Origin of the sequence: Providencia rettgeri (assembly GCF_041075285.1) — a bacterium.
Taxonomy (GTDB): Bacteria; Pseudomonadota; Gammaproteobacteria; order Enterobacterales; family Enterobacteriaceae; genus Providencia; species Providencia rettgeri_G.
This window is the reverse complement of record NZ_CP163512.1, coordinates 2,591,215-2,603,451: the sequence shown is the minus strand read 5'-3', so window position 1 is coordinate 2,603,451 and position 12,237 is coordinate 2,591,215. Positions and strand designations below refer to the sequence as shown.

Genomic DNA, 12,237 nt, shown 5'->3' with positions numbered 1-12,237 from the left:
CCGGAAAAATGTGATGAACGTTATATTTTATCCTTCGATTGCAGGGCTTCTGTCAACCTTTCTGATAACTCTTGTTGCATATTTTTATCGAGCGCTTTGTGTTCTTTATCGGCTAACACAAAGAAATCCTCTACTTTTTCGCCAATAGTGGTGATCCTTGCGCCATATAAAGAAAGCTCCAACTGTGCAAAAATATGACCAATTCGTGCTAGCAAACCGGGTTGGTCTAATGCAAACAATTCCATATAAGTGCGGCGCTCATTAGTGGAGTGCAAAAAATTAACCTTGGTAGGAACCGTAAAATGACGCAACTTTGAGGGTAATGTGCGATGTTTTGGCGGCGAAATTTCAGGTTGCTGAACCGCAACTAACAACATTTTTCGAATATGTTCATAGCGATCTTTTGCGAGGGGAGAGCCATTAGGCTCAAGCACCACAAAGGTATCCATCGCCATATTGTCTTTATTGGTGAAAATTTGGGCACTGTGAATACTTAAATTGCGGCGATCTAGCTCACTGGCCACGGCGGCAAATAAATGTGGTTTATCGTGGCACCAAATAAAAATTTCCGTTCCACCATGTTTGGGCTGCGTACTGATCAACACTAAAGGCTGAGTTAGATCGTGATTTAACAGATTTTTGGCATGCCAAGCGAGTTGCGATGGGGTGTGGCGTAAAAAATAGTCAGCATGGCAACGTGACCACAGTTTCTGGAGTTTTTCTTCATCAATGGCTAGAGGACGAAGCAAAGAAAGTGCTTGGTTACGGTGATGGCGAATTCGCTCACGTAAATCTGGTGTACTTTGCATACCCTGATTGAGCTGATGCTCGGTTGAAAGAAATAATTCACGAATTAAGCTCTGCTTCCAGCTATTCCATAAGGTGCTATTCGTGGCGCAAATATCCGCAACAGTCAAACACATCAAATAGTTAAGACGAGAAACCGATTTAACTTCACTGGCAAATTGCTTGATAACATCAGGATCTTGAATATCCCGACGTTGAGCAGTGACTGACATTAACAAGTGATTTTTCACCAGCCACGCAGCAAGTTCAGCTTCTTTTATTGATAACTCATGGAGCAGTGCAAAGTCATATACAAAATCAGCGCCTAAGTCTGAGTGATCCCCTGCACGACCTTTTGCTATATCATGGAAAATAGCCGCTAACCGCAGAATTTCAGGTTGCAGTAGTTTAGGGTAAACGCTGACACACAAAGGGTGTTCGCGACGGTTTTCCTCGAGCGTAAAGCTGTCGATTTTTTGTAGAACGCGAATGGTGTGTTCATCAACAGTATAAGCATGAAAGAGGTCGAACTGCATTTGCCCAACAATGTTGCTCCAAAGCGGTGTATAGGCACTCAGTACGCTATGTAAGTGCATGGGGACAAATGCCCCCTTAATAGCCCGTGGATGGCGAAGAATTTTTAGAAACAACTTACGCGCTTCTGGAATTTCACACAGTGGCACGTTCAAGTTGCGTCTCGCAAAGCGCAGTAGACGCAATGTCGTAGAGTAAATACCTGTAATATTTGGGGCGCGAGCCATTTGGTAGAACATTTTTAAGATGGCGGCAGGTTGATTGATAAACAAGTTTTCATCAATCACGTCTATCAGTGTGCCACGCAATTGAAATTGCGCATCAATAGGTCGCGGTTTTTCATTCGGCTTGAGGGTTAAAATCGCTTCATCAAATAGCTGCAACAGCATTTGATTCAACTCCCTTACGCGGCGTGTCACTCGGTAGAAGTCTTTCATCATGCGTTCAACAGGCTGATTTTTCTCACCTTCATAACCTAATAAACGCGCTACACTAAATTGGCGATCGAACAGCAAACGATTATCGTGGCGTTTTACCACCAAGTGGAGCGCAAAACGAATTTTCCATAAGAAGGTGAGGCACTCTTTTAGCTCTTGGCGCTCTTCCTCAGTCAAAAAGCCAAAGCCGACCATTTCATCGACAGTTGTTGCACCAAAATGGCGTCTTCCTACCCAGAGTAAGGTATGAATATCGCGCAAGCCGCCAGGGCTGCTTTTAATATCTGGCTCTAAATTATAGCTGGTACTGTGATAACGCTGGTGGCGCTCTTGTTGTTCGGCAATTTTTGCAGCAAAGAAGGTCGCTGAAGGCCAAAAATCTTCACTAAAAATAGTTTTTTGTAGCGATAAGAAAAGAGCGATATCACCGCAAATCAGTCGTGACTCAATTAAATTCGTTGCCGTCGTTAAATCTGCATTGCCAGCCTCGATACATTCAGCAAGAGAGCGCACGCTGTGACCAATATCAAAGCGCAAGTCCCACAGTAACGTAATAAACTGACCGATTTGTGTGGCAATCTCTTCGGGCAGAGGTTGCTTGCTGAGGATCAAAATATCAATATCAGAAAGTGGATGCAGTTCGTGTCTGCCATAACCGCCAACTGCCACAAGGGACATATTCCCTTGATTGTCAAAGTTGAAAGCTTGCCACAACCTTGTGAGCAGGGCATCAAGGTAGTCACTACGAATGTGAATTAAATCGACAACATCTTTACCTTGGTTAAAACTGTCTTCCAGCCAATGGTCAAAATCATCAACATGTTGCCTGAGTGCCGTAAGTGCAAGGTCGCTGGCCGTGAAGTGGTTTGGTGCGAGATAAGTTGCAGAGGATGCTGTCATCTTTATCTTCCCGTATTGATAGCCATAAAGAAACGGCTACTAGCTTACGGTTTTTTGTGAAGGATGAACAGTAAAACAGCCCCTAACTCTTCTGACTGCTGACAAACATAAAATGATAGGCGATAGGTTGGATAGGCTTTGAAAATCAACCAGAAAAATCAATATATTGATTTTTATTTGATAACACAAAGTGGCAAAAAATACGCTTTTCTCCCACCTTCTCAACAACTTTAAGCGCCCTCTTGGTGGAGGGCGTTTGGAAGGTTTATTCGTTAACTAACACCGCAGAGATAAAGGGCTCTTCTTCTTTACGCAACGTGAGGATCTCACAGCCGTTATCAGTAACAACTAGCGTGTGCTCATATTGTGCAGACCAACCACGATCTTTGGTTTTAACTGTCCAACCATCTTTCATGGTGCGAATGCGGTGATCACCTGTATTCACCATGGGTTCGATAGTGAATGCCATGCCTTTTTGTAGAACAACGCCGCTATCGTCAGCATCGTAGTGCAGCACTTGCGGCTCTTCATGGAAACCTTTGCCGATACCGTGTCCACAATATTCACGAACGACGGAAAAACTTTGTTTTTCGACGAATTCTTGAATGGCCTTACCGATGGTGCGTAGGCGAACACCGGGTTTGACCATACGAATGGCTAAATACAGGCTTTCTTGGGTGATTTGGCACAGGCGTTCACCTTGAATTGTCGGTTTGCCAACGATAAACATCATCGACGTATCGCCGTGGAAGCCCTCTTTGATGACGGTAACATCGATATTAACAATATCTCCATCTTTTAGAATTTTATCATCGCTTGGAATACCGTGGCAGATTACATCATTAACGGAAATACACACAGATTTTGGAAAACCGTGGTAGTTCAGGCAAGCAGGGATCGCTTGTTGTACGTCAACAATGTGTTGATGGCAAAGTCTATCCAGCTCGCCAGTGCTAACACCGGGTACCACATGTGGTGCAATCATTTCTAATACTTCGGCTGCTAAGCGACCAGCAACGCGCATTTTCTGAATATCTTCTTCAGTTTTGATAATAATAGCCATGAGTCCAGTCCATTCATGCCAGCAATGATTGATGACATGTTAAAAAAATGAGAGGTTGAAAATGGGTTTTTGAGACCATTTTTTAGCATTAATGATACTTATGGTAACAGCCACCGCATTTTCTGCCAACTAACTATCGAAAGGTTAGAAAGTTGAAATTGTGATTAGGATAGGGGAATAGAGGGAGGTAGCTTATTCATTTTGAGCTTTTCACCGCACAAATTGCAAAAAAAGAAGTCAGAGACTCAATACCCATTATAAAAATAGGGCTTTTTCATCGGGTCAAAAAAAGTCTATAATTAATCGAATGCAAATCATGCATCAGATAGGCGAAATGCGACCCATAAAATCCGTTTTTCTGTCATTTTTTTGTGAGTGAAAAAATCAACAAAAGTTGGCTTCTAAGTTGGTTTTATGGTATAAAGCGCGCCGGCAATCCATATTATTTTCTTCTTACCTTCATTGAAATGTCAATTTATGGCAGGAAAATGGGGTTTCCTGAAAAGGAAATTGGATTAGCGAAACTTAAACTCAATTGTGTATAACACACACGAATCGACACGTGCGCCGGGGTGCTCTTATGCGTTTATACGCAGCTTTAGAGTCGGTAGTATGGGATTCGTGGAGGCATAACCCCAATTACTTAAATACAGAGGTATTAAATGGCAACTGTTTCCATGCGCGATATGTTACAAGCGGGCGTTCACTTTGGTCACCAGACTCGTTACTGGAACCCAAAAATGAAACCTTTCATTTTCGGCGCTCGTAATAAAGTTCATATCATCAACCTGGAAAAAACTGTTCCAATGTTCAACGAAGCTCTGGCTGAGTTGACTAAAATTGCTTCTCGTAAAGGCAAAATTCTGTTTGTCGGTACTAAGCGTGCTGCAAGCGAAGCCGTTCAAGAAGCTGCTAACAGCTGTGACCAATATTTCGTTAACCACCGCTGGTTAGGTGGAATGTTGACTAACTGGAAAACTGTTCGTCAGTCAATCAAACGTCTGAAAGATTTAGAAGTTCAATCACAAGACGGGACTTTCGATAAACTGACTAAGAAAGAAGCGCTGATGCGTAGTCGTGAACTTGGTAAGTTAGAAAACAGCTTAGGCGGTATCAAAGATATGGGCGGTTTACCTGACGCTCTGTTCGTTATCGATGCAGACCACGAACACATCGCTATCAAAGAAGCAAACAATCTGGGTATCCCAGTATTTGCTATCGTTGATACTAACTCTGATCCAGATGGTATTGATTACATTATCCCTGGTAACGACGATGCAATCCGTGCAATCAAACTGTATCTGGGCGCTGTAGCAAGCACCGTTCGTGAAGGTCGTTCGCAAGATCTGGCTGTTCAAGCAGAAGAAAGCTTAGTAGAAGCTGAATAATAAGGTTTTATCCTTATTAACAGGTATTGCTATACAGGTACTGCTATATGTTAGAAGGGGCCTGATTTAGGCCCCTTTTATATATGAATCAGAACTATCCACGTGAGGAAGACTCTTACGGGGAATATCGAGGAATAAATCACATGTCTGGAATTACCGCTGCATTGGTAAAAGAACTGCGCGAACGTACTGGCGCAGGTATGATGGAATGTAAAAAAGCACTTGTTGAAGCTAACGGTGACATCGAATTAGCAATTGATAACATGCGTAAATCAGGTCAAGCAAAAGCGGCTAAAAAAGCAGGTCGTGTTGCAGCTGAAGGTGTTATCCTGACTGAAGTGTTCAACGATGGTAAAACAGGTGCTCTGGTTGAGTTGAACTGTGAAACTGACTTCGTTGCTAAAGATGCAGGTTTCTTAGCATTCGGTAAAGATGTTTTAGCTTCTGTTGTTGCTGACAAAAATGCGGATATCGATGCGCTGAAAGCAAAATTCGAAGACGCTCGTACAGCATTAGTTGCGAAAATTGGTGAAAACATCAATATTCGCCGTGTTGCTATTCTGGAAGGCGCGCAAGTAGGTAGCTACCTGCACGGTGCTCGTATTGGTGTTTTAGTCGCTGGTGAAGGCGCAGACGAAGAATTACTGAAACACATCGCTATGCACATTGCTGCAAGCAAACCTGAATATGTGACTCCAGACGACGTTCCAGCTGATGTTGTTGCTCATGAGCACCAAATTCAGTTAGACATCGCAATGCAATCAGGTAAACCACGCGAAATCGCTGAAAAAATGGTTATCGGTCGCATGAACAAATTCACTGGTGAAATCTCTCTGACTGGCCAGCCTTTCGTCATGGATCCAAGCAAATCTGTTGGTGACTTACTGAAAGAGAAAGGTGCGACAGTTTCTGGTTTCCTTCGTTTCGAAGTAGGTGAAGGTATCGAGAAAGTTGAAACTGACTTTGCAGCAGAAGTTGCTGCGATGAGTAAGTAATCTCAACGAAGAGCCGCCAATTGGCGGCTCTGTTTTATTCACGTTGCTTTCAAGTAAAAAAATAAGTTAACGGATATGAGAGACCCTCAACGTTATCTTCTGGTGCTTGAACTATTTCGTGAGTAATTAAGGTTTAAAAATCTATTCGAATTTAAGTATGTAGAAACCGCGTGTTCTACGTATGTTACCCCAATAAATAATCTGTTAGGACAGAACACCATGGCAACCAATGCAAAACCCGTTTATCAGCGTATTCTGCTTAAATTAAGTGGCGAAGCCTTACAAGGCGCAGAAGGTTTTGGTATCGATGCTAGCGTTTTAGATCGTATGGCTCAGGAAATCAAAGAACTCATAGAACTGGGTATACAGGTCGGTGTTGTTATTGGCGGTGGTAACCTGTTTCGTGGTGCGGGTTTGGCACAAGCTGGTATGAACCGTGTTGTCGGCGACCACATGGGCATGTTAGCCACGGTGATGAATGGACTCGCAATGCGCGATGCTTTACACCGTGCTTATGTGAATGCAAGACTCATGTCTGCAATTCCATTAAACGGCGTCTGTGATAACTACAGCTGGGCAGAAGCGATTAGCTTACTGCGTCACGGTCGTGTTGTTATTTTTTCTGCGGGAACAGGCAATCCATTCTTTACAACAGACTCTGCGGCGTGTTTACGCGGTATTGAAATTGAAGCGGATGTTGTGTTAAAAGCAACAAAAGTTGATGGCGTCTATTCAGCGGATCCTGCGAAAGATCCTGATGCTGTATTATATGAAAAACTGGATTACCAAGAAGTTCTGGAGCGTGAGTTAAAAGTGATGGACTTAGCGGCCTTCACATTAGCCCGTGACCATAACTTGCCAATTCGTGTTTTCAATATGAATAAACCGGGTGCATTACGCCGCGTTGTCATGGGCGAAAATGAAGGTACTCTGATTTCTCACAACTAATACTCAGAGACATAGCCTGAGTTTAAATGTATTATCTAGGATAAATTCAGACAATTTAAGCGAGGTCGCAGTGCGGCCTTTAATAATCAGTTCTTAAGGGTTGAAAACGTGATTAACGAAATCCAAAAAGATGCTCTAGACCGCATGGAAAAGAGCCTTGAAGCATTCAAAAACCAAATTAGTAAAGTTCGTACAGGCCGTGCATCTCCAAGCCTGTTAGACGGCATCAGTGTTGACTATTATGGTTCAGCAACGCCACTGCGTCAGTTGGCTAACGTGACGGTTGAAGATTCACGTACACTGGCGATTTCTGTTTTTGACCGTAGTATGTCACCTGCGATTGAAAAGGCAATTATGGCGTCTGACTTAGGTCTGAACCCATCATCTGCGGGTACTGTTATCCGTGTTCCACTTCCGCCATTAACCGAAGAGCGTCGTAAGGACTTAATTAAAGTGGTTCGTGGTGATGCGGAACAAGGCCGTATTGCTGTTCGTAATGTGCGCCGTGACGCTAACGACAAAGTTAAAGCGCTGCTAAAAGACAAAGAAATCAGTGAAGATGATGAGCGTCGTTCACAAGATGACATTCAAAAAATGACTGATAATTATATCAAGAAAATTGATGAGTCATTAGCGCAAAAAGAAGCAGAATTGATGGAGTTTTAATCCATCATCGTGATGAAGCCACCAACGCAAAATGTAAAAGTGTGCGTTAGCGTGGCTTTATTATTTTTCGTCATCATTAAAAAATCCTTTCTTATCACTAAGCTGATATAATCTCAGTATTGAATTAATACAGAGTATCCGATCACTATGAAACGTCTGACAGTCCTGGGTTCAACAGGTTCAATTGGTACTAATACACTTTCTGTTGTTCGTCAAAATCCTGAAAAATTCCAAGTTGTTGCCTTAGTTGCGGGCAAAAATGTCGCTGAAATGGCAAAACAATGTCTTGAGTTTAATCCGAAATATGCCGCAATGGCGGATGAGTCATCGGCTCAAGCATTACGCACGATTTTGTCTGAAAATAATAATAAAACAGAAGTATTGTCAGGCAAGCAAGCGGCTATCGAGCTAGCAGGCCTTGATGACGCAGACCAAGTTATGTCGGCGATCACAGGGGTTGCTGGGTTATTGCCAACCTTAGCGGCGATCCGTAAAGGGAAAAGAATATTATTAGCGAATAAAGAGTCTTTGATTACCAGTGGCCGTTTATTCTTTAATGAGATTCGCCAACATAATGCATCCGTTTTTCCAATTGACAGCGAACATAATGCTATCTTTCAAAGTTTGCCAGAAATTATTCAGCTCAACTTAGGTTTTGCTGACCTTGCGGCTTCAGGTATCTCCAGTATTGTTCTAACAGGCTCTGGTGGGCCATTTAGAGACACGCCATTATCGCATTTTGAACACGTGACGCCTGATGAGGCCTGTAACCACCCAAATTGGTCGATGGGGCGTAAAATTTCTGTTGATTCAGCGACTATGATGAATAAAGGGCTAGAGTATATTGAAGCTTGTTATTTCTTTAATGCACATGCTGAGCAGATGGAAGTGATTATTCACCCTCAATCGGTGATCCACTCGATGGTGAGATACCTTGATGGTAGTGTTATTGCACAGCTTGGTACGCCAGATATGCGCACACCAATTTCGTATAGTATGGCTTACCCTGAGCGTATTGTTTCTGGGGCTAAACCCCTTGATTTTGCTAGCCTTTCATCATTAACTTTTGTGCAACCTGATTACCAGCGTTATCCTTGCTTAAAACTCGCTATTGATGCTTGTCATCAAGGGCAAGCCGCGACGACGGCGCTGAACGGAGCAAATGAAATGACAGTGGCAGCATTCCTTGAGGGGAAAATTCGCTTTACTGATATTGCGAAAATTAATCACAAAATTTTAGAAAGCCAAGTTTTTTCTGAACCAGTCTCTATTGAAGAGGTCTTAGAAATCGACGAATGTGTACGCCGTGATGCAGCAAAAATAATCGCTCAAACGGTTTAAGCTTGGTATGTGATTTATTTAGTTGCTGATAACCACAATTTATCTTTAATATGTGATGCGTTTAAAAAAAGAAAGATAACCTAGTATCTAGCAGAGAATTAAGGATGTGTCTTATCAGCAAACTTAATAATAGTGGTTATTATTGAGTGGTATTCTCAAAGCGGTACTCACAAGGATTAACATTTAATGAACTCTAGTGGTGAAAATCTCTCTGAATCGATGATGCCAAAGCATGTCGCTATCATTATGGATGGCAATGGGCGATGGGCAAAACAGAGAGGAAAACTCAGAATAACAGGTCATAAGGCAGGTGTTGAATCTGTACGTAACTCTGTGCGTTTTGCAGTCAAAAATAATATTAGCTCACTCACCCTTTATGCATTCAGTAGTGAAAATTGGCGGAGACCTGAAAAAGAAGTCAGTTCTTTGATGGAATTATTCGTTTTTGCACTCGATAATGAAGTAAAAAACCTACACAAGAACAATGTGAAATTAAAAGTGATAGGTGATATTGACCGCTTTAGTGAGCGCCTTAGAAAACGAATTGATAAAGCAGAAGCGCTGACGAAAAACAATACAGGTTTAAAATTAAATATTGCAGCGAACTACGGTGGGCGCTGGGATATCGTCAATAGTGTGAAACAAGTCTGTGCAAAAGTGCAACGTGGTGAACTTTCTATTGATAATATCAATGAAGATACAATCAATAACTCAATCTGTATGCATGACCAAGAAAATGTTGACTTAGTCATTAGGACAGGGGGAGAACATCGAATTAGCAACTTTCTATTATGGCAAGTCGCTTATGCGGAATTTTATTTCACCAACGTTTTGTGGCCAGATTTTGATGAAATGGTGTTTCAGGATGCGGTTGATGCATTTAGTAAGCGCGAGCGTCGTTATGGTGGAGCTGAATCAGATGACGAAATCGTCGAAGAATAGGGGATAGATGTGCTGAAATATCGTTTACTGACTGCGATAGTATTAATACCCATTGTTATTGCAGCGCTGTTTTTACTATCTCCAGCTAATTTTGGTTTAGTAGTGATTGCCGTTTCTGCGTTAGGTGCTTGGGAATGGGCGCAATTTGCTGGATGGCATTCACAGGTTAAACGTATTGGGTTAGCGGTTGTTTTTGCGGCAATCTTACTTGCGATGCAATTTTCCATCCCTAACATCACCTCATTATCGAATGATCCGATAATTTTATACGGGTTATGGGCTGGTCTTGTGTGGTGGGTGATTGCCATTGTGCTTGTTGTCACTTACCCTGCATCGGCGTCTTGGGGCAAATCCGTTGCTATACGTTTATTATTTGGTGCATTTACTATTATTCCTTTTTACTGCGGCATGATGGCGCTACGTACAGTAGGCTACCATAGCGATACATCGATTGGTGCATGGTGGTTACTGTATGTCATGTTACTGGTGTGGGGGGCTGATTCAGGTGCCTATGCTTTTGGGCGTACGATTGGGCGCAATAAAATGGCACCAAAAGTGTCACCGGGTAAAACATGGGAAGGTCTGGTTGGTGGTTTAATCACAGCAGGGATTATTTCTTGGGTATTTAGTGCATTTGCACCAATCCCGGTTATGCCAGATTATTTACTAGTGACTTCAATTATTGTTGTTGTAGTATCTGTGTTCGGTGATTTAACCGAAAGTATGTTTAAGCGACAATCAGGTATTAAAGATAGCAGTCATTTGATCCCTGGTCACGGTGGTATACTTGATCGTATTGATAGCTTAACAGCAGCAATTCCGGTATTTGCTGGGCTAAATTTGTTAATTTTTAACGGCTTTGGTCTCTAGGACGATAAATGGGATTTATTTGGAGCTTAGTGGCGTTTATTATTGCAATTGGTGTACTGATTACCGTACACGAATTTGGCCATTATTGGGTGGCACGCCGCTGTGGTGTTTATGTCGAGCGTTTCTCTATCGGTTTTGGTAAAACGTTGTGGCGCAAAGTTGACAAACACGGTACTGAATTTGTTCTTGCTTTGATCCCACTGGGCGGCTATGTCAAAATGTTGGATGAGCGCGTTGGTGAAGTTTCTCCTGAACGCCGACATGAAGCATTTAACAATAAAACCGTGGGGCAGCGTGCGGCAATTATTAGCGCGGGGCCAATTGCGAACTTTTTACTTGCTATCGTTGTCTACTGGATAGTCTTTATGATTGGTGTTCCTTCTGTGAAGCCAGTTATTGAGGATGTAAAGCCGGGTTCGATTGCGGCGGCGGCAAATTTTGAATCCAAAATGGAACTAAAATCCATTGATGGTATCGAAACACCAGATTGGAATTCTGCGCGTTTAGCGTTAGTGAGTAAAATTGGCGATCGGCAATTAACCGCAGAAGTATTGCCTCAAGGGTACAATGAGCCAATTACTAAAACAGTTGATTTAACTGACTGGAAATTTGATCCTGAAAAACAAGACCCTATTCTGTCACTTGGCATCATGCCAGTTTCAGCCAGAGTCGACCCTGTTATTCAAAAAGTGACAGCAGGTCAAGCTGGGGAGCGCGCAGGGTTAATGCCAGGGGATAGAATTGTGAGTGTTAACGGCGAAGCACTCGGGTATTGGAACCCAGTTACTCGAATTATTCGCGAAAATCCGGGAACACCACTGAAATTAGACGTTGAGCGTGCTTCACAACGTATTTCACTCACCTTAACGCCAGATAGTCAAGATGGGCAGCGTGGTGAGAAAATTGGGTTTGCGGGTGTAGAACTTTCAGTGTTACCGTTAGCAGATGAATATAAAATGGTGCAACAATATGGGCCATTTTCTGCGTTTTACCAAGCAAGCGATAAAACGTGGCAGTTGATGAAACTGACGGTCAGCATGATGGGTAAACTGGTTGTTGGGGATGTCAAACTCAATAACTTAAGCGGTCCGATATCTATCGCGAAAGGTGCGGGGGTATCCGCCGAGTCAGGCTTGGTATATTATTTGATGTTTATTGCGCTTATTAGCGTAAATTTAGGTATCATCAATCTGTTTCCATTGCCTGTTTTAGATGGGGGGCATTTGCTCTTCTTATTAATTGAAAAAATTAAGGGAAGTCCAGTGTCTGAGCGAGTACAAGACTTTAGTTTTCGGATAGGTGCAATGGCATTGATTCTGTTAATGGGACTTGCACTTTTTAATGATTTCTCTCGCTTCTAATTTTGT

Annotated in this window: 10 protein-coding genes; 8 read left to right on the top strand and 2 right to left on the bottom strand. The window is 42.5% G+C overall.

Annotated elements, in window-relative coordinates:
• Positions 1 to 20 precede the first annotated feature (20 nt).
• Both glnD and map read right to left on the bottom strand, forming a co-directional pair.
• A complete protein-coding gene (gene glnD / locus AB6N04_RS11805) occupies positions 21 to 2,657 on the bottom strand; it encodes a bifunctional uridylyltransferase/uridylyl-removing protein GlnD (protein ID WP_369308487.1) in 2,637 nt (878 codons plus the stop codon).
• 265 nt (positions 2,658 to 2,922) lie between these two features.
• Positions 2,923 to 3,720 (bottom strand): type I methionyl aminopeptidase, encoded by a 798-nt coding sequence (gene map / locus AB6N04_RS11800; RefSeq protein WP_369308486.1) that lies wholly within the window; start codon positions 3,718 to 3,720, stop codon positions 2,923 to 2,925.
• Positions 3,721 to 4,382: 662 nt separating this feature from the next.
• Here map and rpsB point away from each other — a divergent pair.
• From rpsB to rseP, 8 genes are all read left to right on the top strand, one after another.
• Complete coding sequence (gene rpsB, locus AB6N04_RS11795) at positions 4,383 to 5,108, top strand: 30S ribosomal protein S2 (RefSeq protein ID WP_369308485.1); 726 nt, start codon at positions 4,383 to 4,385, stop codon at positions 5,106 to 5,108.
• Between the two features lie 143 nt (positions 5,109 to 5,251).
• Entirely contained in the window at positions 5,252 to 6,103 is an 852-nt protein-coding gene (gene tsf / locus AB6N04_RS11790) for a translation elongation factor Ts (protein ID WP_369308483.1), read from the top strand.
• Between the two features lie 219 nt (positions 6,104 to 6,322).
• Positions 6,323 to 7,051, top strand: a complete 729-nt coding sequence (gene pyrH / locus AB6N04_RS11785) for a UMP kinase (protein ID WP_369308482.1) — start codon at positions 6,323 to 6,325, stop codon at positions 7,049 to 7,051.
• A gap of 108 nt (positions 7,052 to 7,159) precedes the next feature.
• Positions 7,160 to 7,717 carry a ribosome recycling factor gene (gene frr, locus AB6N04_RS11780; protein ID WP_369308481.1) on the top strand — a complete coding sequence of 186 codons (558 nt, stop codon included), beginning with the start codon at positions 7,160 to 7,162 and terminating at the stop codon, positions 7,715 to 7,717.
• A 147-nt stretch (positions 7,718 to 7,864) separates the two neighbouring features.
• A complete protein-coding gene (gene ispC, locus AB6N04_RS11775; RefSeq protein ID WP_369308480.1) occupies positions 7,865 to 9,058 on the top strand; it encodes a 1-deoxy-D-xylulose-5-phosphate reductoisomerase in 1,194 nt (397 codons plus the stop codon).
• 186 nt (positions 9,059 to 9,244) lie between these two features.
• On the top strand, positions 9,245 to 10,000 hold the full coding sequence (gene uppS / locus AB6N04_RS11770) for a polyprenyl diphosphate synthase (protein WP_369308478.1): 756 nt from the start codon (positions 9,245 to 9,247) through the stop codon (positions 9,998 to 10,000).
• A 9-nt stretch (positions 10,001 to 10,009) separates the two neighbouring features.
• Entirely contained in the window at positions 10,010 to 10,870 is an 861-nt protein-coding gene (gene cdsA, locus AB6N04_RS11765; protein ID WP_369308477.1) for a phosphatidate cytidylyltransferase, read from the top strand.
• A gap of 8 nt (positions 10,871 to 10,878) precedes the next feature.
• Positions 10,879 to 12,231, top strand: coding sequence for a sigma E protease regulator RseP (gene rseP, locus AB6N04_RS11760; RefSeq protein WP_369308476.1), 1,353 nt, complete (start codon positions 10,879 to 10,881; stop codon positions 12,229 to 12,231).
• Positions 12,232 to 12,237: the final 6 nt, after the last annotated feature.